Consider the following 21,104-nt stretch of genomic DNA (forward strand, 5'->3'; position numbering starts at 1 on the left):
ATGAAGTGTCTAAAGCATCTATTTTAAACTCACAAAATTTTCGCAAGTTAAAAAGCTTTGAGCTTTGTCTAATGGAACCAAGCTGATGAAAAAATTGCCCTTAACTTTCCTAAACCGGCATCATTAAACTAAAACAGGCGCATCATCCATGCGCCTCTCGAAAATTTTATGTATAGCTCGATGCCAATTCATCACCATGCCCATGGACTCAACCACTGAATCACATTAATGGCAGTCCCAGTTATATAGAACTTTTGAAAAATCCAGTTTCTTCAAATCTTCTTTTGCGATGAAAAAGTTTGCAACCCCGACATCTCCCCACATAATGCTAAGCTTATCTTCGGAATCGATTTGCAACAAAAGCGTATCGTAAATCGGATAATCTCCATATGCTCTCGGATCTTCCTGAGTAAAAAAAGGATATCCTCCAAGCTTGGAACCTTGCCCGCTCGCGACCTCATAATATTCTTCCATAATATCGTCATAAGCATCATAATCTTCGTCCTCATCATTTTCCAATAAGCCGTCAAGCCCGGTCAGCTTGTTGAACCGGTAGTCATTTGCAGCCACAATCTCTTCTGACACCACAAACGATAATGCACATTCTTTTTCCACAGGAAAATAATTTTCATCGCCAAAAGCAGGAAACTCAGTCATCCACTTTGACGAATCGGATTCAATCGTATCATGGTAGATCACACGGAAGGTGTCTTGTTCTGTCATATCATCAAAATTCAATCCATACACATCATCATCCGCTACGAAAAACTGAAGAATCCCTTCCGTCGGGAAGTCAGGAATGGTTACTTTCATTACACTAAAATTAATTTGCGCAAGCAAACGAAGTGGTTCCCCATTTCCATCTTTCGGATATTCATCAGCCTTCAGCCAATAAGGCTGTCCACCAAACTTGCTTTCAAGAGGTGTTGTATTTTGTATCTTTCCTTGAATAATCAGACTTGGCTTCTTTGTTTTTTCTAGAGCCTCGGCATATGGCAGTAATTGCTGCGGCAGTTTCATTTATCCACTTCCTCCCAAGGAACATTTGTTCTAAGCATTATACATTAAAAAGTGATAAAAATATAGATTTACAACAATATTTATATCCTAAAGAGTTCAGCCCCTCTCCTGTAACCAGGATGCCATGTCATTCGCACAGCACTGCCTCATCCCCCACGTGAATTTCACCTGTTTTTATGACAGTCGCATAAATCCCAAAACGATTTTCTCTTTCTTTCACTACTGTTTTTAGCAAACTTGGATCCCGTTCCGCATTATCAGGATCAACAGTGATGATCATGCACCTTTCACAATGCCTTTTTAGTTCTAATTCAACTTGTCTTCCAATCTTTATCCTTTTGCCGAACCACTCTTCTTCCACAAATGGGGTCTTATCTACTAAAGAAATTAATAAATTGGGACGAAAACGCCGGTAATTCACTGACTTCCCCCATATTTCTTTCAATTTTTCCACGGAAACATCTGTTACCAGCTGAATATGTTCTTCCTCGATTGCACCGAGAGGTACATGTGAGGGATTATACGTAATGGGAGAAACCTTCCGTTTTGATTTGTTTTCTATTTCTGTAAAAAGTTCTTCATCACCCCACTCAAAAACTTTTCCCTCTGGAGTCATAATTTCAACCTTTGGATAATTATCTATTATCTCTTCTCCTACAAATCTTGCTTTATATTGAACCATTTCTTGGAATTGCGTAATGGTCAAAAACTTTCCAGGTCTTTTTTCATCTAAAAAAGCGTGGCTGCGATCCCCATATAAGCCATATTCCATGATCTTCGTTTTTTGAACATTTTCTCCATGAAAAGATTTTACTGGATGACGAACAATTTCCTTGATATGACCAATTAACAATTCATCTACCCCCTATGTATTTATCATTCATACAACCATTCACCTTTAATCGTCCATCATCTATTGTTTCAGTTTCCATGACTACAAGTGCCACACAATTCGTATATGAAAAAATTCCAAGTAGAATCTTTCTCTGCTTATGTTCAATTATTCATATTTCCTTAGTTGAATATTCATTTTACTTACCTTATAATTAGTACCAGGTACTACAACTTGATAATAAACCAGATGATTACATGATAAAACTTTACCAAGCGTCAAAGATATGGGTTTCAATTCCCTGGGCATTGACTGATAATTTACAGTTGAGAATACCCTGTTTGGAGAATTAATAATGAACTGGGGTGCTGAAGATGTTAGATACACAACAAATTAAGGATATTATTAAACATCGCTATCCTTTTCTTTTGGTCGATAAGATTATAGAACTGAAAGAAGGGAAAAGAGCAGTTGGAATAAAAAATGTGACTATAAATGAGAATTTCTTTAACGGCCACTTCCCTGATTATCCAGTGATGCCAGGGGTATTGATTGTCGAGGCATTAGCTCAAGTAAGTGCTATTGCGATGCTCTCCCAGGAAGGAAACCAAGGACGATTGGGACTGTTGGCAGGAGTAGATAAATGCCGCTTTAAGAAACAGGTAAAACCTGGTGATCAGCTTCAGCTCGAAATTGAAATTACACGCTTAAAAGGACCAGTTGGTAAGGGCAAAGGAATGGCTACTGTTGACGGAGATTTAGTCTGCGAATTGGAGCTGATTTTTGCTTTTGGTGATTAGGACCGGTAGTTTCCAATGGAAAGGGATCTCCCCTCCCTTTTACATATGGCTACCTTAAATGATGGAGTCAAACATCTTTTCATCAAATTGCTCTTCCGAAATTACCCGAAAGCCGTTTCTTTTTAATAAGGCAGATGTAACGCCGTCGCCAACGATCTTATTCCCGGTAAATTGACCATTGTAAATCATTGAGCTCCCGCAAGATGGGCTATTCTCCTTCAAGACCACAAGGGATGCCTGGATTTCTCTTGCTATTTTTAGCGTGGCTTGCGCGCCTTTTATGTACATTGCCGTTACATCCTTACCTGACTTATCTAATACCTTGGCCTTTCCATCCAGCACATCATATCCGTCTCCGCCCATAATCTCAGCAGGTTCCCTTGGGACTGAAAATCCACCGCTCAATTCAGGACAAACTGTGATCGCTTTATTTTCAGCCACTAATCTTTTTATTTCGTCATACAGACTATGTTTTCCGTCATATCTGACTTCCAGCCCTGCCAGGCAAGAGCTCACCAATATCATCTGACCGCCCCCTTCTAAAGTTCGGTTATTGCTTACTCCGTTAGTAACAACTCCCTTAATTGTTTAGTCATCTCTACAGAGGTAAGATAAACCGAATCATCGGTAACATACATGAACATGCTTTTTTCATTTTCCTTTCCCAACCACAAATGAAGCCCATGTGTGGGCAATTCCCCCTCTGTAGATTCATATTCGACCATAACATCGTAATCGGGTTCAGATACGTCAACCTTCCCCGGTTGCTTAATTGCTGTAGCAATGGCTTTTTCCATTATTTTCAAAGATTCCTTATCCTTTAAGGATAGCAACGTATCTTCATTCATCCCGCCGAACCCTTTTGATTTTGAAATTTTAACCCCTGATATTTTTTCATCTAAGAGAACCATCGTTTCTGCTTGCTGAGATCCGCAGCCTGCCAACAGAAATAAGCCTAGCACCAATGTCAAAGCTGTTTTCAAGACCCTCTCCCTTTCTTGATGCTTTATCATCGTTTTTTATGCATATACTTCATCCATTTTTTCAATTTATAACTAATTATCGCATATCCCACTATCGAAAAGGCAGACAGTGCAATTGAAAGTTTTAAAATTAGCATATGTGATACAAATATACCGGCGGCAATACCTGTTAATCCGAACAACGTCAAGTGAAAGAACTGCTTTTTATGATTTTCGTAGATCGTAAATTGAAACTGCCTTCTTTGTTCAGTTTCCTTCATCAGTTCCAATTTTTCTGGTGTCTTTAAAAACTCCGTAACGGAGTGAAAGGCCTTAAATAACGGCTGTGACTGAAGCCACTGCCATACAAAGGACCATTTATTTCCCTGGGACATCAACCATTCCATGAAAACGGGTTTGCCTAGATCAAGAATTTCCTTTTCCGGCGCCAAATGGGTGACAATACCTTCAATCGTGACAAAAGATCGACCCAGAAAAACAAAGCGGGTCGGAACCTGGATGGGGAGGGCCTGAATAATGTCGTTGAGTTCAATTTTAAAGGCTATCAAACCCATTTCAGTCATTTGAGCAGGCTGGAAAGTCATCCATTCAGCCAATAATTTTTCAATCATCCTGGTGTCGGCCTCCGGAAGCAAGAATCCCAAACGTGACAAGCATTCGACTGCCTTGGCATAGTTTTTAGCCAAAAAGCTTTCAATTAAACTTTGAAAAGCAGTTGCATCATTTTTTGAAATTTCACCTGACATGCCGAAATCAAGCAAGATGATGCGCCCTTCCTTGGATACGAGTATGTTTCCCGGATGTGGATCCGCATGAAACGTCCCGGGTTCAAGCCACTGTGGAAGAAACACTTTGATGAGCCGCTGAGCCATTTCCTTACGGGTCACATTCAACTGATCAACAGCCGAAAAATCAGTAATTTTTATTCCATCTACCCATTCCATCACCAACACTTTGGAAGTGCAAAAATCAGTATAAACTTGCGGAATTTGAACAATATCACTATCCTTGAACCTTTCTTGAAAATATAGGAGAGTTTCCTTTTCCTTTGAAAAATCAAGCTCCCGTTCAATCACTTGCTTAAGCTCGGAAAACAAGACTTTAAGGTTAATAAACCCCTTTGGCAGAGGTACAAAATAGTTTGCAAACCAAATGGCAATGCCTAACGTACGAAAATCAGTTTGAACAATGGAATTGATATGCGGGCGCTGCACTTTGATGGCTACTTTTGATCCGTCTTGGAGAATGCCTTTATAAACTTCACCAATTGAAGCAGAAGCAATCGCCTCTTTTTCAATAGAAAGCTGTTCTATATGACTGCTTCCCCACTCTTTTTCAAGAATTCTCTCTATTTCACTCCAATCAGAAGGTGGAACCTTATCGGTGAGGTCTTCTATTTCGCGAATCAATGGCCCTGGGAGCAAATCAGCACGTGTGCTAATGATCTGTCCCACTTTAATCAGCAGGCCTTCCAGTTCAAAAAGTGTTTTCCGAAACCTTTTTCCAATACTTCCCCACAGCTTTTCCCATTCAGTTTCAGGCTTGTTACTAATTTTGTACCAATAGATCTGAATGAAAAAGATAAAGAACATGTATAACACCTTAAACATCCGAACCAGTTTACTATTGGCCTTCATCCGGAATCATCTCATTTCCTTCTAGCTACTTTTTCCATTCAACAAAAAGAGGCATAACTCCTTCTTTCAAAATTTGAATCGCGTTTAATATAGTAAACTTAGCTTCGTGTGAAATTAAAGGATTAGAAAAATGGGGCTTCAGGAAAATCCGGATTAACTTTTGCCATTTACTGATCAACTTCGGCAGCATTATTCAAGATAATTCGAAATGAGGCTGTTTATTTAGAATTCATAACAAAGGTTAAATTTCATTCTCTTAATCCATTAAAGAGCAGTATTGTTCACTAATGGAAAATATAGAAGTTATATCCTTAAATGAAGGAGTGAATTGATTTGCTTTTGTTCATTATTCTTACTATAGCTACACTTATTGGAATAGGTATGGAATAGTAAAGAAAAATAAAATATTGGTAATTGTATTGATAATTTTGTTGATATTTATTGCAATTATTTTTTAGCTTATTCTTTCATATATAAAACCCTTATTTAACTAAAGAGCGTTTTTTAAGTATCAGGCCAGGTAGTGGAAGTACTCCTCAGTACATTTAATAAATTGAGATGGAAAAAGAGATTGTGAATAAATACATTAAAACTATCGAGCGCGATTTTTGAATAAAACAATCAGATTAACTGTATTGTGATATTTTCTAATGACATGCTAGTGTAAGTTAGACCCCGCCCCCATAATCAGGACGGGGTTACATGTGTTTTGGTATAAAAATTCAATAACTTTATTCTCACTTTACCTCCATATAAACAATAGATTTAACGGACAGGTACCAAGTGATCAACAACAATATTATTTATTGCGTTGATCATTGCCAGTGCACTTGCTTTCATCATATCTGCGTCCGTTGCTTTGGCGGTGTACTTCTCTTCTCTGAATTCCACTTGGATTTTAACTTTTCCTACCTCCTCAGTCCCTCTTGAAATACAGCTGATATTATATTCGGTCAATTGCGCATCAATCTGGCAAACTTTCATAATGGCGGAATATAGGGCGTCTATTGGACTGAAGCCAACTGCGCTCGCCTCGAATATTTGATCTCCCTTTTTCATTGTTACGCTGGCAGAAGGACGTGTATTATTGATTACTTGTAAATCCATCAATTCAAAGAAATTTTCACTCATACCTGCTTGGTTAGAAAGATTATTCTCATTGAAAAAATTTTCGACAATGATATATAAGTCATGGTTATAGACCTCTTTTTTCTCATCAGCCATTGCAAGGAAGCCGGAAAATATCTCTTCAAATTGCAAATCTGTGAAAGTATCAAACCCTAACTTCTCAAGAGCATTTTTTACTGCATGACGGCCGGATCGTGCTGTCAATACAAGCTCCATATCGTCCAGACCAACTTCAATCGGGCTGATGATTTCGTATGCATCCCTTGATTTCAACAAGCCATCTTGGTGTATTCCAGATGAGTGGGCAAAAGCATTTTCACCCGTTATGGCTTTATTCACTTGAACATCAAGCCCCATAAAGCTGCTGACCAGCCTGGATGTATTCATAATCTCCTGAGTATTGATATTCGTGTATGCATTATAGAGAGTTGAACGGGTATTCATGGCCATTACGACCTCTTCAAGCGCAGCATTGCCGGCACGTTCCCCAATCCCGTTAATCGTACATTCCACTTTATCTGCGCCGTTTTTGATTGCGGCTAAAGTATTGGCAGTCGCCATCCCTAAATCGTTATGACAATGGACGCTTAAAAGAACTTGATCATTCAAATTCTTCAAGCGGTCATTTAATCTACAGATCAAGTTTCCGAATTCCTCCGGCTCGGCATAGCCAACCGTATCCGGAACATTGATCATCGTTGCCCCGGCCTTCACCACAGCTTCAATCGTTTTCCATAAGTATTCAAAATCGGAACGCGACGCATCTTCCGTTGAATACTGTACATCAGGCAAAAGGCTTTTTGCATATTTTACTGCTTCCACACCGATATCCAAAATTTGATTTTTAGATTTGCCGAATTTCTTTTCCACGTGGATATCCGAAGTGCCTAAGACCATATGGATCAATGGCTTTTCCGCATGTTTCACACTGTTGTAGACTGCATCGATATCGGATTTGACTGCCCTCGCCAACGCTGTGATCATAATATCATTTGTATTTCCTACCTTTTCGGCAATTTCCTTCACAGCATGAAAATCACCTGTTGAGGATGCAGGAAAACCCGCCTCAATAATATCGACCCCAAGCTTCTTAAGCTGTTGAGCCACTTCCAGTTTTTCAAATTGATTCAGCTTTGCACCCGGAACCTGTTCTCCGTCTCTTAACGTCGTGTCAAACACCCAAATTTTTCTCGCCATTTCACAACACTCCTTTGTCAATATAAAAAAGCCCCGTCTCTATAAAAATATAGAGACGAGGCTGTGCTCGCGGTACCACTCTAATTGGTTAAATAATAAAAAAATAACCCACTCATTTTCGGCGGCCATCACCACCTATCCTTTTAACGGCAGAAACCCGGCATCCCCTACTAAAGTTTGTTCAGGGAGCAGCTCTTGGAGGAGTTCAAAGAAAATAACTACCGATTCTCACCAACCATCGGCTCTCTGAAAAGTTTATTAGCCTTCTACTATTTCCAATCTTTGCTTGATAATTTAATTATATGCAATCATATATTGAGATTTTGATGTTGTCAATAGTAAAAAATTATAATCCGAGGTTAATTAAGGTTATTCTTACTGATTGCCAAGATTCAGCAGCCATAGAAAATGATTCCCATTGTAGTTCAAGCGCGATTGAAGGGTAAACAATCGCTCATGCCGAATATAGTCTCAAAGACTTATATTGATTATTTATATGAGGAGGAAGTTTGTTGAAAAAAGATGATTTGCACAGGAGCATTTTGCAGAAGCTGGATGAAAGAGTAGCTTCTGATCCGAGGCTCCATAATGCTCATTTATTGATCCATTCTGATAAGTTGGACATCCACTGGCCAATGGCTGCGGGAGAAACAAATGGCGTGGCCGCCCACCCCCAACAGCCTTATCATACGGCAAGCGTTGGAAAAATCTTTACTTCTGTATTGGTGGCTATTTTAGTAGAAAAAGGACTAGCCCGATTCGAGGACCCTATTGTCCAATATTTATCGGAAGATATAGTTAAAAACCTCCACCTTTTTAAGGGGAAAGACTACACAAACGACATCCAAATCCACCATCTATTAAGCCATACATCAGGGCTACCTGACTTTTACGAGGACAAACCTAAGCAGGGTAAAAGGTTGCTGCAGGAAATTCTAGACAATCCCTCCCGCTCCTGGACACCTCAAGAAACGATACATTGGACAAAGGAACACTTGACGCCCCGATTTCAGCCCGGAAAACGCGTCCACTATACAGACACAGGGTACAACCTCTTAGGCCTTATTATTGAAAATATTACGTCAAAACCCTACCACGAAGCACTTCATGATTATCTATTTACCCCTCTTCAGATGAAACACTCATATTTAGCCCAATTTTCCCAGCCAGCTATCAAAAGTGAATATCCAGTAGCGAATATCTATATCGATGATTTGATTATTAATGTAGATGATTACCGAAGCTTTAGCAGCTTTTATTCCGGTGGACAGACTGTTTGTACATTGGATGATCAGCTGCTCTTCATGAAAGCATTGGTCAATCATCAAATTATTCAAAAAGAAACATTGGACAAGATGATGGACTGGAATAAAATGTGGATAGGTATAGATTATGGCTATGGTCTGATGAGGATGTCTTTTATTCCATTCTCCAAAAAATATATTGGTTGGGGACATTTGGGTGCCAGCGGAACCTGCATGCTTTACTTCCCCAATACAGATCTGTACGTAATGGGTGGATTCAATCAAACCACATATCAATCTAAAGGAATGAATTTTATCTTTTTTAATGTTGTAAGGAAATTGGTGAAGTACGCTGAAGGTTAACAGTTCACACAGAGCACTTGGTACATAACAGCAATCTGCCTTGCCCTCTGGGAGTTGTCCCTATTTCCCCAAAGCAAGGCAGGGCTGATTCTGTTTCTTTGATTACTTTTACGGTCACCTAATTCACCTATTGTATTCTGCCATATTCATCACAATTGAAATCTACCGTAAATGCTTTTTCAAACGAAAGATTGTTTAAATGAAAAGTCCCTTCAATTCGGATACTATATTTTTGTCCTCCATCTTTTAAAGAAGCTTTATAAGATGTTTGTTTCCAATTACCCGGAGAATTTGCTAATTGCGTTGAAACATCGTTTACCGCTGTAAATAATTGACGGTCCTGCTTAGCGATATATTGCGTTTTAAACCTAGCTGTTACTTCTATTTCTTTTAGTAAATCACTTAAATAAATGTAGTCTATTTTTGTTATGCTTCCATCCATATTATGAACAACTTCGTTCGAAGAAGTGGATCTCGCTTTTATTTTTTCTTGTTCCGTCGCTAAATGCTGCTCTACTATCTGTAGGACTTTTTTCTCATATTCGCTTGGCTCGATCCAATCCGTTTCTTTGAATTCCTCCATTGGTGGCACTTCAATCGATATGCCCACTTTATGCTGCATGGCCCGCTCAACAATTTTTACATATTGCTTGTAATATTCGTTTTTTTGCTCTTCGGATATCGGAGTAACTGCATGGTTTTTCATCGGGATATGTTGCGCCGCATGCTTTTCTTTCGTTATGCCGGATTGAATTGTCGATAATGCGACAATTCCTACAATTACAACGAACATCATCGAAACAAGCATTGGCTTCAAATAAATATTAGATGAATGTGTTTGACAAGCACGATACCGAATTGCTCTCTTCTCTTTTTCCGTTAAAGTAAACTTTTCGGGAAATGATTTTTCGAGTTCATGTTTAATGCTCATTGATCACATCACTCTCCTCAAACGATATTTTAGCTTTCCTTCTTCCTCTAGCTAAACGTGTTTTCACCGTATTTGGGGAACACTTTAAAACGTACGCAATTTCAGACACCGATAATTCAACATAATAGTACAGCCAGATCACTTCTCGATATTTGATGGGCAGTTCATTCACTAATTTGGCAATCGTTTGATTATGTTCCTTTTGTATATAATCCTCTTCTAGGGAATCCCGTTTATGAAAACATTTAACTTTGGCTGTCAGCTCTAATTTTCGGTAATGCCAACTTTTTAGGTAGTTTTTAGATTCATTTACCGCAATGCGGTATAAGTACGTTTTGAGAGAAGAACGTCCCTCAAAACAATCAAGGCTTTTGTAAAACTTTATAAAAACCTCTTGTACAATATCTTCCGTTCGATGTATATCTTGCACATATGTAAAAATTAGCTTCTTAACGTAATCTCCAAACTGTTCCATAGATTCGTTCAGAAGTCTTTCTTTCTCCTCAATCCTCAAAGTAAACCTCCTCTCCTATAAAGTTAGACAAAACACTAATACATTTGGTTTCGTTAAAATGGGAAATATGATTCTTCATTAATTGCTTATAGTTCTATTTTCAACTTTACACCTTTTTTCAAGGATTAAAAAATCCCTTTGGCTATTCGTATCCAAAGGGATTTTTTGCTAAAGTCGCGGTTTTATTTTAAAGTGGGAGGGCCTGCCACCTAAATTCATTTCTAATAAAACTACTATATAGGTTGTATTAAATATTTTCCATTGACACAGCCAGGCCAAGATCGCCATGGGCTCTTTATATTGCCCGTATTTGCTTTTTTCTGCCGACACGGGCATGATCAGCCCTCAATGTTGCCCGTGATCGCTGTTTTTCCACTGACACGGGCATGATTGGCCCTCAATGTTACCCGTGTTTGCTGTTTTCCACTGACACGGGCATGATTAACCCTCAATGTTGCCCGTGTTCGCTATTTTTCCGCTGACACGGGCATGATTAGCCTTTATTGTTGCACTAGTTTACCGCTTATCCACGGCTCGGGATTAATATATCGAGACTGTTCCTTCAAATGATGGACAAAAATATACTTATTTATGTTTTCATCATGGATAGCTTTTTTACCTTCAATGCTAAAAAGATAGAAATAATCAATAGCCCTATTGTAAAGCCGACTACCCCTGCCCATCCATAACGGGACCAAAAAATACCTCCTACAGACCCGCCGATACTGGAACCCATATAGTAGGCGAATAAATAAAGCGACGATGCCTGGGCGATATCATGAGTTGCACGGCGGTTCACCAAACCGCTTGCAACTGAATGGGCACCGAAGAAGCCAAAAGTAAACACAATAATACCAATGATCTTATAGACTAGACTCATCGGAAGTGTCAGTATGACGCCCAAAAGCATAAGTACAGCACCCATGATGATAAACATTGGACGGCCAAATTTGTCAGCAAGAATTCCGAACCAGGCGGAACTGAACGTTCCAACCAAATAAACGAGAAACAGCCAGCCAATGATTGTCATGCTTAGGTTATAGGGAGGGTCTGCCAACTTGAAACCAAGATAATTATAAATCGTAACGAAGCCACCCATTAAAAACAACGCAATTAAAAATAAACACACCAATAACGGGTTTTTCATATGGGACACTAGTGAGCCGAAAAGACTTTTTAATTTTAACGGCTGCGCCTCAAAGTGCTTTGAGGGGGGAAGTGCATAAATAAAATATAGACCCGCGACCAGACTGACCACTCCCAAAAGCACCATGCCCATTTGCCAGGAGAACAAGTCTGTCATGGTACCCATGATGACCCTTCCGGAAAGTCCCCCGATCGTATTCCCGCTTATATACAGCCCCATCGCGACGCCGACACTGTTTCCTGCTATTTCTTCTCCCAAATAAGCCATGGCGATCGAAGGGATTCCAGCAAAAGCAATGCCTTGGATCACCCTTAATAGCAGAAGCAGTTCAAAGCTTGGTGAAAATGCGATCACGACAGTTAAAACGCAGGTAATGATAATACAGACAGACATAATGTTTTTTCTTCCCCAAGCTTCGGAAAGAGAACCGAAAATGAGCAGCCCGAACGCCAGGGAAAGTGTGGTCAATGACAAGGACAGACTTGCCATGGTTGGCGACACATGAAACTCTTTAGTAAAAACAGGCATGATCGGCTGTGTCATATACAAGTTGGCAAACGTGATAAAAGCGGCAGCAAACAGCGCAAAGTTCGCTTTTCTAAAAGTCCGCGTTCCCTGTTGAATATAACTTTTATCTATTGCAGCTGTTTCATTTTTATCCATTGATATCAGATTCCCATTCAATAGAATCTAGAAACTTACGGATATCTTCGTTAATCTGTTTCCGCTCACTTCCTATTGTCATCATATGACCCGAATCTTCATACCATTGGATTTGTTTGTTTTCCACATCAACCGTATTGAAAATAATATCAGCACTTTCTTTATATAATGGGTCATCCAAACACCCTTGCAAAACAAAAACCGGAGAGGCGATTTTTTTCAAACTGCTGTCCGTTTCCACGATAAATTTCTGCAAGTCCGCTAATGAATCCATCCGTTTATCTGCCAATTCATTTATTTCCACCAGAATCTGTTCGTCACTTTTCCCTTCCAGCTTTTTAAATCTTTTCGCATATCCAAGGACACGTTTGAACAAATCCTCTGTGTTTCTTTTTAATATAGGTGCAGACATGGAAATAACAGCTTGTACCTTTTCAAATCCGGACAGGCGCAAAGCAAATACCCCACCCATGGAAATTCCTGCCACAGCAATCTCCTTGTAACCTTCAGAAGTTAGGTAGCGATAACCTTCGAGAACATCATTCCACCATTCTGTTGGACCTGTTTGGATTAATTCGTCAGGGCCGATTCCATGCCCTTTATACAAAGGTGCATGGCAAGTATAGCCATGCGCCTGGAGATGCCTTCCAAGCAATTTGACATCGTTCGTACTGCTCGTAAAACCATGCAGCAATAGAACAGCTCTATTGCCTGCTTCATATGTAAAAGATCTTGGTGCAATAATCTTCACTTTTCATCCTCCAGTTTTTGAATCATCTATTATTAAGAATACTAGAGCCAGTTTGATAAAAATAATATATAATTTATATAAAATCATAAATTTATTTTATAGGTGGTGACCCGCAATCAATATACATGCGCTCCGGTTATTTACAAAGGTTGCCGAATTGAACAGTGTTTCCAAAGCGGCTGAACTACTTAGAATCAGCCAGCCGGCCGTTACGATGCAGGTGCGGAATTTGGAAAAGGAAGTGGGGTTCACTTTAATTGAATCAAAAGGAAGGGGAATCACCCTTACACCCAATGGTGAATTTTTATTTAAACAATCTCAAAGGCTATTTGATTTAGAGAGTGACATCGAGAGAAAAATTGAGCAGGTGAAGCATTCTGGAGTGGACGAATTAAATATTTCCACCTCCTATCTCCCGGCAAACTTTTTACTGCCAAGCTGGCTGAGTAAATATAAACAAACCTTTCCTTCAAGAAAAGTGAATGTAAAAACGGAAAATACACAGCAAGTGATCAAGCAGCTCCTTCATTATAAAGCGGATATCGCTTTTGTCATCGAAGAAAGCGAACACCACCCTGATATAATCTATCAGTATCTTATGGACTTGGAATTTTGTTTCATTGTACCTTATACCCACCGACTGGCTGGAAAAACAATATCTCTTGGTGAGATGATGAACGAGCCCTTTATTTTAAGAGAAGAAGGAAGCTCAACAAAAGAATTATTACTGGCATTATGTAAACTTCATAAAACACCCCCACCCAAAATTGGAATGCAATTATATGGTTTGACCGAATCGATCCGGACAGTTGCATCAGGTTACGGTGTCATGCTGGCACCAACAATCGCGTTGGATAACTACTTGCACCAAAAACAAGTGGCAAGAGTCTATGTTGAAGGAATCGATATCAAACGCCCTGTATATTTTTGCATGAGAAAAAATGAATTGGAGGTACCTCCAAGCATTTCCGACCTGATTGGGATTATAAAGGAGAGCTAAAACTCAAAAGCAGCCCAAAAGAGGCTGCTATTTCTGTATTTTGAGATTTATAGACGAATGTATGAATAAGGGATTGGTAAAAAGAAAAGTAGTATTGATAACAAGGTTAACCCCATTCCTAGCCAGAAACTTTTTCTCCAGAATTGAATTACAAATCCAAGAAGGAACACTGCCCCGGGAATAAACCAAAGAGGTGTTGGAAACATTGGGCTATCTGGGCCATATTCAGATATAAAACCGGAAGCGAACCAAAAAGATACAGGAAGTACTAAAAAGTTCGCATAAAGGTAGATAGACGAAGCGCAGAATCTTCACAATCTTTATCATTTAATAGACCCCTTTTATTTTACCTAATAGTATAACTGAGTTTATTTATTTTTCAGTGATTATACTTTAATTTGTTGCCACCATCAGCCCTTCTCTACTCCTCTTCATCCCCACTATAAACAATATCGCCCTTTTCATCATAAGCTGTTACATCCGCCGGCAAGATAACTTTATTTTTGAATGTAACATACCAAAACCACAAATTATCTCGAATGAAAAATTTATTTGGCTGTACTCCGCCCTCACTATTAATAATGATTGTTTTTGCAGTATTATCGGCAAATCCGCTTATCATCGAAAGATCCTTTTGAAGATTATTATCTGCTTGCCAGGCTATTGGTCGATTGTGCTCCTTGTACTCCTGGAAATCCAGTGGGTGGATGACCTTTACAATTTCGGTTAACTCTTTATCCATAAGTACAGGCATAATTCCCAAATCACTCTCAGCAAAAACTAAATTCGAATGACCATCAAAGAAAATAATATTTTGACAATCCCCATATTGTGCCGTTAGCCTCGCACAGATTTTTTCTTCCAAAGATGGACCAGGACGTGATAACGAAATAAAAACTACCCCCACTACCCCTAACCAGAATAAAGCGACGAGCATCTTTTTACTCACTGTAGCACCCCCAGTAACATTCAAAATGCAGTTTAACTCCTTATTATAGATATTAACAAGGATGAAAAACATGAAAAAGGATATTTACTGGTGTTCATTCATTTCTCTCTTTCACCTGTATAGTTTATAACTGTTTCCGTGAACGTTTCTTTTGTGGTAGATTCCATTTAAAGTAGACTGCTAATACCCTAAATAAAACAATTGCAGTTAATAAAACGAATGTGGAAAGTGGTCCGCTTATCCAACCTAAACCAATGGAAAGACCTGCTAATGCTGCCCATAAGGCATAAATTTCCGAACGGAAAATCATTGGTTTTCGACCTGCAAACACATCTCGTATCATCCCGCCACCTGCTCCCGTCATAGTAGCTGCGATAATGACGACAATTAATGGCGCCTTAATGGAAACTGCATAGTTTGCACCTTGAATGGCAAATGCCGCTAAACCAATGGCATCAAAAAATACCACACATTTTTTCCAACGGCCAATCCACTTATTTGGCAAAATAAAAACAATGGTAATAACCACAAAGGCGATTGCAAATAAATAATCTTGCTTCCAAACATTTTCAACTGGTATGCCAATTAAAAGATTACGAACAAGACCGCCTCCAAATGCTGTTGTAAGTCCTAAAACGAAAACTCCCAATAGATCATAATCCTCTTCTATTGCGACAAGCGCTCCACTTACCGCAAAAGCAATAGTACCAATAACGTTAAGAATTTCCCATGTCAAAACGCCCGCTCCTTTTCTCTAAAATTTTGTTCTTTTGCCTCTGCAAAACGTCTCGGCTAAAATCAGCATATATGCGGTGTGTCCATCATTTCCCCATGCATCACACTTCATTTTTGGAAGCATATCCTCTAAGTCCACCTACATTTGTTTCCTCTAAATCGACAGCACACCTTTAAAAATCCTTAATGTTGTAGGCGGCTGTCTTTTCTCCTGGAATGAAAGTTCAGGATGATAGGTTCTTTTTTAGTTTCTAGTTTTTCCATTATTTCTGTGATGAGCATCGGACGATTTCCTTTGTAAAATTCTGTTTTTTCATTTGCTATATTATACCCTGTATAAGTAATATCTATTGGGTAGCGGGATTGAAGAAGGCTAAGAGTAGACGCTGGCCATTCTGGATAGATTAACTAACTTTATTAATCCAGATAATAACCTAAATCCAGATACCCACAATCGCCTTCCTTTCTGCATAAATTCTCGATATTCTATTTGTAGAATGACATTGGGTGGTGTCTCGTTTGAAGAAAATCTCGATAAAAATCGGTCTTCTCTTCTTTTGTTTAATCTTCACTATGGAAGTGTGCCTGTTTTTTTTATTGCATCAAAAAATTGCTCACTCAAGAATCGATGAGCAGCTGTCTGCATTAGTCACCAGAGGAAACAATCATCGGGACGTATTGGAGACATACTACAATGAGGAGACAATCCACCATATCGCTTTAATGGAGGTAAAGTCTGATACAGAGGTAGTGATCACAAACGAAGAAGGAAAAGTAATCATTTCTTCCGCAAAAATAAATCACCAAATTCAAAGTTTATTAAATCTAAAAACAAAGAACTTACCGCGAAATGGCAAGGTCATTGAGGATAATTGGAAGTCAGGTCCATATATCGCAACCATAGCCCCTTTTGAAACAGGTGTCGATAAAGGGTATGTTTATATGTTCCAGGATACAAGTCAATTAAAGCAATTAATTAAACAATTAAATAGACACTTCCTAATTGCCGGTATAGCAACTGCTTTTGTTACAGCCATTATCATATTAATTCTCTCAAGAATTATCACCAGGCCTCTAATAAAAATGAAAGAAGCGACTAAAAAGTTGAGCCAAGGGAATTTTTCCATTCAACTTGAAAGTAAAAGCAATGATGAGTTGGGAGAACTCGTGGAATCCATTCAACTCCTTGCCAATGAACTGAATCATTTAAAAACGGAACGGAATGAGTTTTTGGCGAGCATCTCACATGAGTTGAGAACGCCATTGACCTATATAAAGGGTTATTCAGAGGTCGCCAAAAGGGATCACCTTGGTTTAGAGGAACGTTTGAGTTATTTAAATGTCATTACGGAAGAAACAACAAAAATGACAACCCTCGTAACCGAATTGATGCAACTCGCACAATTGGATAATAACACTTTCACCATTCAGAAAGAATTTTTTAGTGTCTGTGAATCCTTGAAAAAAATTTCACAAAGGCTGTTGCCTACCTTCAAACAGGCGGGGATAAAACTACTAACTGTTTGCCCCGAAAACATTCATATCCATGCAGACCCTGTCCGCTTTGAACAAATCGTCGTCAATCTGTTGGAGAATGCTAGAAATTATTCTCCGGAAGGAACAAGTACGACCATAGAAGTGGCTAAAAAAGATGCCGAGATAAAAATCTCTATACATGATCAGGGGAAGGGTATCCCAAGTAATGATGTCCCGTTCATCTTTGAGCGGTTTTACCGGGTAGATAAATCACGGTCCAGAGAATTAGGCGGTACGGGGCTTGGATTATCAATCGTAAAAGAGTTGGTCGATGCCCATCACTGGGAAATAGAGGTTTCCAGTAAAACCAATAAAGGGACCACCTTTACCATCATTGCCAGAGGTGAATTGTGATTATGCGAAGTATATTAATTGTAGACGATGAAGAACGGATGCGAAACTTGATCTCACTGTATTTATCTCCGGAAGGATATGAATGTGTCCCTGTATCTTCTGGTGGTGAAGCTGTAAATTACTTATTAAATAAAACGTGCGAGTTGGTCATACTAGATGTAATGATGCCTGAAATGGATGGCTGGGAAACATGTAATAGAATCAGAGAATTTTCAGATGTCCCAATCATCATGCTAACTGCCAGGACAGATAAATCCGATATCGTCAAAGGGCTAAGTACAGGAGCAGACGATTATATTACAAAGCCCTTTGACTCAGGTGAACTGTTGGCACGAATAGAAGCTATTTTTAGACGGGCTAAACTGCAAGAAGATAAAACAATCAGCTTTAATGGCCTTAAATGGAACCCAGATTCGTATTCACTGAGCTATCGTGAAAAAGTTGTTCAAGTAACGCCTAAAGAATTTTCCTTAGTTGGTTTATTAATAAAACATCCCAATCGTGTCTTTACAAGGGAGCAGCTTCTCACGATCATTTGGGGGCTTGAAGCCGGAACAGAAGACAGAACAATAGATTCCCACATTCGGAACATACGTGACAAATTAAGAAATGCCGGCTTCCCGATTGATGACCACCTTACTACTGTGTGGGGTGTTGGCTATAAATGGGAAATTCACTAACCTGTTATTGTTAAGTTAGGAGGCAAACATCAATGAAGTTAACAAAATTGTTCGTTTCAGCACTAGCATCCTTAATCCTTTTGTCTGCCTGCTCACAGGAAACAAAAGAATTTACCTATGAAAAAACTGATACAGACATTGACCATATCCATGGTACCGGCTTTGCAGGTGATAGTCTGTATATAGCCACGCATACTGGAATTATGAAATATGATGGGAAAAACTGGTATGCCGCTACTGGAAATAATCATGATTATATGGGATTCAGCATGATAAGAGATGGATTTTATTCAAGTGGCCATCCTGCTGATGGTTCAAAATTAAAAAATCCACTCGGGCTGATAAAAAGTACAGATGAAGGCAAGACCCTAGATCAGCTTGCGTTTTACGGAGAGTCTGATTTTCATTACTTAACTGCTGGATTTGACTCTGAGGCAATCTACGTGATAAATCAAGAACCCAATTCGGAACTAGAGACAGGGTTGTATTATACATTGGATGAAGGAAAGACGTGGGAATCTAGCAAGTTGTCCGGAATTGAGTCTGATTCTATTGGTACCATCTCTACTCATCCAAATAAAGAAGAAATTATTGCCATTTCTACAAAGGACGGTCTTTACCTATCAAAAGATACCGGAAACAACTTTGAGCTTATTACTGAAAACTTTATGGTGCCTGCCGTATTCATGCTCGATGATATAGTTCTTTATTCTGTCCTAAATGACAAAGGCATCCATTTATATAGCCAGCCTATAACAGATGGCAGTACAACAGAAATAACCATTCCTGATCTCGCAGATCATAACCCTATCATGTTTATTGCGGCAAATCACAAGAATCAAGAACATATGGCAATTATCACTTATGCTAACGATATCTTTATATCTAAAGACGGTGGCAAAAACTGGACGAATATAGCTAAAAAAGGAAAGCTTGATTAATTCTTAACGGCATCCCCTAGTTCAGGGGATGTTTTTTACTCTCCTCTCAATGGACATTCACATTACCTTACTCCTTTCTGCACAAATTCTCCATAGATATCTGAGATAATATAATAAATGATAGATTAAGCAAAAAAACGGGGAATTATATTGGAAAGATGGATTTTTTATATAAAAACAAAAGAAAGGAATGATCACTAATGATGCATGGTTATGGGTACGGTTACGGCGGAATGATGGCTGGTTTTGGATTTTTTGGGTATATCATACATTTAATTCTTACGGGTATAGTAGTTTATATCGCCGTCAAGCTTGCCTTGAAAAAATAAAAATTATGAAGTGCCTATTAATAAACCCTCATTATCACATTCTCGTTTAGGGAACAAAGGGTGAAAAACAATGAAGAATTTCAATTGGATAATAGCCAGGATAGCCATTTATCGATTTCCCTTTCTTATCAAAAAAAGTAGTTTTTCCATAAAAAATCCGGTGATCCTTATTAGGACATCGGATTTTTTAATCTATTTTAGTAATTTGCATTGACAGCTACAATCACGATTGTGCCCGATGAGAAATGGCTCCCAACAGCAGGACTCAACACGATGCACATTGGACAAAGGGCACTAACCGCGAGGGTATGCTCCACCCTTTCTATATTTACAGTACCCAATTCAAACTCATTTCAAGGGACGAAAAGACCCGACACCGAACGGGCAAGGCTTAAAAGATAGTATACTAATTGAACCGGGTGAACGTGTAAAACTCTTGTCACCTTTCCGGAAGAAGGCATCTTTATGTATTACCCCCATATTTTGGAATATGAAGATAACGGTATGATGGGGTAGGTAGAAGTATACTAATTTCATGGAAATAAACATAAATAGGACTGCACGGAATTGTGTTGGACTCCGTACATCCCTTTTTTATTCTGCTGACAATTCATCTTCAGTTACCCATTTATGGTTCTTTACTTCCTGATCACTGTCTTTTGGCGTGAAGTCGACCATATAAACAGTTGTCTGTTCCGCCGAGTCAATGGTAGCAGTAGCTCCATCCATGCCTTCCATATGATCTGCATTCAATGTTACTTCTGTTCCCTTTTCAAGGGGGGCTTCTCCCGGATCGACTAGTTCCTCATGGATGACCCATTTATGGTTTTCCACCAGGTCACCGCCGGTGGTCGGAGTATAGGTGACTGCATAGGCGGTTGTATCAAAGGCTCCACTAATTGTTGCCTCCACACCGTTCATGCCGGGCATATGATCAGCGTGCATCATTGCTGTACTACCGACAGGGAATTTAGGATCTTCAGCTTCCTGTAGTCCTTCCGGTACTTCTCCGGAACTGCTATGCATCTCATGCATATTCTGCTCTTCTTCTTGGGCAGATTGATCAGTGTTTTCTTCCACTTGGGAGCCCTGTTGTGTTTGGTCTTCTATGCCCCCGCTTTGGCAACCAGCCAGGAAGAGTGCAAGGAGTCCTGAAGCCACGATTATTTTACTTTTAAAAAACGCCATGGGAATCCTCCTTTTATTAAATCCTTCTCAAAGGAGTATACCCTTCAAATGTGCAAATAACATGCAGGAATAGTGAAAAATTTATTGAAAAAGGAGAGACTGGAATCCACTTTTTAACTTTCTTTATATGTTTAAAAGTTTGTTTTATAAAAAGGCCCTGGTCCTGATAAAGGTACACCGAT

General features: G+C 39.2%; 20 protein-coding genes and 1 other annotated feature. Of the genes, 7 read left to right on the forward strand and 13 right to left on the reverse strand.

Annotated elements, in window-relative coordinates; genetic code table 11:
• Nucleotides 1-225 precede the first annotated feature (225 nt).
• Together D4T97_RS04655 and D4T97_RS04660 are read right to left on the reverse strand one after the other, a co-directional pair.
• Nucleotides 226-1,020, reverse strand: a complete 795-nt coding sequence (locus tag D4T97_RS04655) for a YwqG family protein (protein ID WP_126048232.1) — start codon at nucleotides 1,018-1,020, stop codon at nucleotides 226-228.
• Between the two features lie 127 nt (nucleotides 1,021-1,147).
• Complete coding sequence (locus D4T97_RS04660) at nucleotides 1,148-1,873, reverse strand: MOSC domain-containing protein (RefSeq protein WP_126048233.1); 726 nt, start codon at nucleotides 1,871-1,873, stop codon at nucleotides 1,148-1,150.
• A gap of 353 nt (nucleotides 1,874-2,226) precedes the next feature.
• On the opposite strand from D4T97_RS04660, the gene fabZ reads away from it, so the two are divergent.
• A complete protein-coding gene (gene fabZ / locus D4T97_RS04665; protein WP_126048235.1) occupies nucleotides 2,227-2,652 on the forward strand; it encodes a 3-hydroxyacyl-ACP dehydratase FabZ in 426 nt (141 codons plus the stop codon).
• A gap of 54 nt (nucleotides 2,653-2,706) precedes the next feature.
• On the opposite strand, the gene D4T97_RS04670 is transcribed toward fabZ, so the two are convergent.
• The 4 genes from D4T97_RS04670 to D4T97_RS04685 all read right to left on the reverse strand — a co-directional run bounded on the left by D4T97_RS04670 (nucleotide 2,707) and on the right by D4T97_RS04685 (nucleotide 7,597).
• Nucleotides 2,707-3,177, reverse strand: coding sequence for a DUF523 domain-containing protein (locus D4T97_RS04670; RefSeq protein ID WP_126048237.1), 471 nt, complete (start codon nucleotides 3,175-3,177; stop codon nucleotides 2,707-2,709).
• A gap of 32 nt (nucleotides 3,178-3,209) precedes the next feature.
• A complete protein-coding gene (locus D4T97_RS04675; protein ID WP_235872158.1) occupies nucleotides 3,210-3,635 on the reverse strand; it encodes a hypothetical protein in 426 nt (141 codons plus the stop codon).
• A gap of 26 nt (nucleotides 3,636-3,661) precedes the next feature.
• On the reverse strand, nucleotides 3,662-5,227 hold the full coding sequence (locus D4T97_RS04680) for an ABC1 kinase family protein (protein ID WP_235872159.1): 1,566 nt from the start codon (nucleotides 5,225-5,227) through the stop codon (nucleotides 3,662-3,664).
• An 810-nt stretch (nucleotides 5,228-6,037) separates the two neighbouring features.
• On the reverse strand, nucleotides 6,038-7,597 hold the full coding sequence (locus tag D4T97_RS04685; RefSeq protein ID WP_126048243.1) for a 2-isopropylmalate synthase: 1,560 nt from the start codon (nucleotides 7,595-7,597) through the stop codon (nucleotides 6,038-6,040).
• Between the two features lie 48 nt (nucleotides 7,598-7,645).
• Nucleotides 7,646-7,889: a binding site (T-box leader), on the reverse strand.
• Between the two features lie 220 nt (nucleotides 7,890-8,109).
• Between D4T97_RS04685 and D4T97_RS04690 the strand changes: the two genes are divergently transcribed.
• Entirely contained in the window at nucleotides 8,110-9,204 is a 1,095-nt protein-coding gene (locus tag D4T97_RS04690; RefSeq protein ID WP_126048245.1) for a serine hydrolase domain-containing protein, read from the forward strand.
• Between the two features lie 127 nt (nucleotides 9,205-9,331).
• Here the strand turns inward: D4T97_RS04690 and D4T97_RS04695 are convergent, their stop codons facing one another.
• From D4T97_RS04695 to D4T97_RS04710, 4 genes are all read right to left on the reverse strand, one after another.
• The gene (locus tag D4T97_RS04695; RefSeq protein WP_126048247.1) at nucleotides 9,332-10,135 is read right to left on the reverse strand and encodes a hypothetical protein; all 804 of its coding nucleotides are present in this window, start codon (nucleotides 10,133-10,135) and stop codon (nucleotides 9,332-9,334) included.
• The gene (locus D4T97_RS04700; RefSeq protein WP_126048248.1) at nucleotides 10,125-10,649 is read right to left on the reverse strand and encodes a sigma-70 family RNA polymerase sigma factor; all 525 of its coding nucleotides are present in this window, start codon (nucleotides 10,647-10,649) and stop codon (nucleotides 10,125-10,127) included. The genes D4T97_RS04695 and D4T97_RS04700 overlap by 11 nt, the downstream gene beginning before the upstream one ends.
• 589 nt (nucleotides 10,650-11,238) lie before the next feature.
• The gene (locus D4T97_RS04705; RefSeq protein WP_126048250.1) at nucleotides 11,239-12,459 is read right to left on the reverse strand and encodes an MFS transporter; all 1,221 of its coding nucleotides are present in this window, start codon (nucleotides 12,457-12,459) and stop codon (nucleotides 11,239-11,241) included.
• The gene (locus tag D4T97_RS04710) at nucleotides 12,452-13,210 is read right to left on the reverse strand and encodes an alpha/beta hydrolase (RefSeq protein ID WP_126048252.1); all 759 of its coding nucleotides are present in this window, start codon (nucleotides 13,208-13,210) and stop codon (nucleotides 12,452-12,454) included. The genes D4T97_RS04705 and D4T97_RS04710 overlap by 8 nt, the downstream gene beginning before the upstream one ends.
• Before the next feature lie 121 nt (nucleotides 13,211-13,331).
• On the opposite strand from D4T97_RS04710, the gene D4T97_RS04715 reads away from it, so the two are divergent.
• Entirely contained in the window at nucleotides 13,332-14,210 is an 879-nt protein-coding gene (locus D4T97_RS04715; RefSeq protein WP_268920409.1) for a LysR family transcriptional regulator, read from the forward strand.
• Nucleotides 14,211-14,631: 421 nt separating this feature from the next.
• Here the strand turns inward: D4T97_RS04715 and D4T97_RS04720 are convergent, their stop codons facing one another.
• Both D4T97_RS04720 and D4T97_RS04725 read right to left on the reverse strand, forming a co-directional pair.
• Nucleotides 14,632-15,159 carry a hypothetical protein gene (locus D4T97_RS04720; RefSeq protein WP_126048256.1) on the reverse strand — a complete coding sequence of 176 codons (528 nt, stop codon included), beginning with the start codon at nucleotides 15,157-15,159 and terminating at the stop codon, nucleotides 14,632-14,634.
• Between the two features lie 124 nt (nucleotides 15,160-15,283).
• On the reverse strand, nucleotides 15,284-15,895 hold the full coding sequence (locus tag D4T97_RS04725; RefSeq protein ID WP_126048258.1) for a trimeric intracellular cation channel family protein: 612 nt from the start codon (nucleotides 15,893-15,895) through the stop codon (nucleotides 15,284-15,286).
• A gap of 518 nt (nucleotides 15,896-16,413) precedes the next feature.
• Between D4T97_RS04725 and D4T97_RS04730 the strand changes: the two genes are divergently transcribed.
• The 4 genes from D4T97_RS04730 to D4T97_RS20890 all read left to right on the forward strand — a co-directional run bounded on the left by D4T97_RS04730 (nucleotide 16,414) and on the right by D4T97_RS20890 (nucleotide 19,734).
• A complete protein-coding gene (locus tag D4T97_RS04730; RefSeq protein WP_126048260.1) occupies nucleotides 16,414-17,784 on the forward strand; it encodes a HAMP domain-containing sensor histidine kinase in 1,371 nt (456 codons plus the stop codon).
• Between the two features lie 2 nt (nucleotides 17,785-17,786).
• Complete coding sequence (locus tag D4T97_RS04735; protein ID WP_126048262.1) at nucleotides 17,787-18,464, forward strand: response regulator transcription factor; 678 nt, start codon at nucleotides 17,787-17,789, stop codon at nucleotides 18,462-18,464.
• A gap of 32 nt (nucleotides 18,465-18,496) precedes the next feature.
• Nucleotides 18,497-19,405: a F510_1955 family glycosylhydrolase gene (locus D4T97_RS04740; protein WP_126048264.1), complete on the forward strand. Its 909-nt coding sequence runs from the start codon at nucleotides 18,497-18,499 to the stop codon at nucleotides 19,403-19,405.
• 200 nt (nucleotides 19,406-19,605) lie between these two features.
• Nucleotides 19,606-19,734: a hypothetical protein gene (locus D4T97_RS20890; RefSeq protein ID WP_268920401.1), complete on the forward strand. Its 129-nt coding sequence runs from the start codon at nucleotides 19,606-19,608 to the stop codon at nucleotides 19,732-19,734.
• A gap of 594 nt (nucleotides 19,735-20,328) precedes the next feature.
• Here the strand turns inward: D4T97_RS20890 and D4T97_RS04745 are convergent.
• Entirely contained in the window at nucleotides 20,329-20,922 is a 594-nt protein-coding gene (locus tag D4T97_RS04745) for a YdhK family protein (protein WP_126048266.1), read from the reverse strand.
• Between the last annotated feature and the right edge of the window lie 182 nt (nucleotides 20,923-21,104).

The sequence above is a fragment of the Siminovitchia acidinfaciens genome, from assembly GCF_003605385.1.
GTDB classification, from domain to species: Bacteria; Bacillota; Bacilli; order Bacillales; family Bacillaceae_C; genus Siminovitchia; species Siminovitchia acidinfaciens.

Coding starts and splice junctions, on each gene's coding strand:
- D4T97_RS04695 (WP_126048247.1), bottom strand. CDS start 10,135: ATGAGCATTAAACATGAACTCGAAAAATCATTTCCCGAAAAGTTTACT.
- D4T97_RS04740 (WP_126048264.1), top strand. CDS start 18,497: ATGAAGTTAACAAAATTGTTCGTTTCAGCACTAGCATCCTTAATCCTT.
- D4T97_RS04745 (WP_126048266.1), bottom strand. CDS start 20,922: ATGGCGTTTTTTAAAAGTAAAATAATCGTGGCTTCAGGACTCCTTGCA.
- D4T97_RS04670 (WP_126048237.1), bottom strand. CDS start 3,177: ATGATATTGGTGAGCTCTTGCCTGGCAGGGCTGGAAGTCAGATATGAC.
- fabZ (WP_126048235.1), top strand. CDS start 2,227: ATGTTAGATACACAACAAATTAAGGATATTATTAAACATCGCTATCCT.
- D4T97_RS04735 (WP_126048262.1), top strand. CDS start 17,787: ATGCGAAGTATATTAATTGTAGACGATGAAGAACGGATGCGAAACTTG.
- D4T97_RS04655 (WP_126048232.1), bottom strand. CDS start 1,020: ATGAAACTGCCGCAGCAATTACTGCCATATGCCGAGGCTCTAGAAAAA.
- D4T97_RS04680 (WP_235872159.1), bottom strand. CDS start 5,227: ATGTTCTTTATCTTTTTCATTCAGATCTATTGGTACAAAATTAGTAAC.
- D4T97_RS20890 (WP_268920401.1), top strand. CDS start 19,606: ATGATGCATGGTTATGGGTACGGTTACGGCGGAATGATGGCTGGTTTT.
- D4T97_RS04705 (WP_126048250.1), bottom strand. CDS start 12,459: ATGGATAAAAATGAAACAGCTGCAATAGATAAAAGTTATATTCAACAG.
- D4T97_RS04685 (WP_126048243.1), bottom strand. CDS start 7,597: ATGGCGAGAAAAATTTGGGTGTTTGACACGACGTTAAGAGACGGAGAA.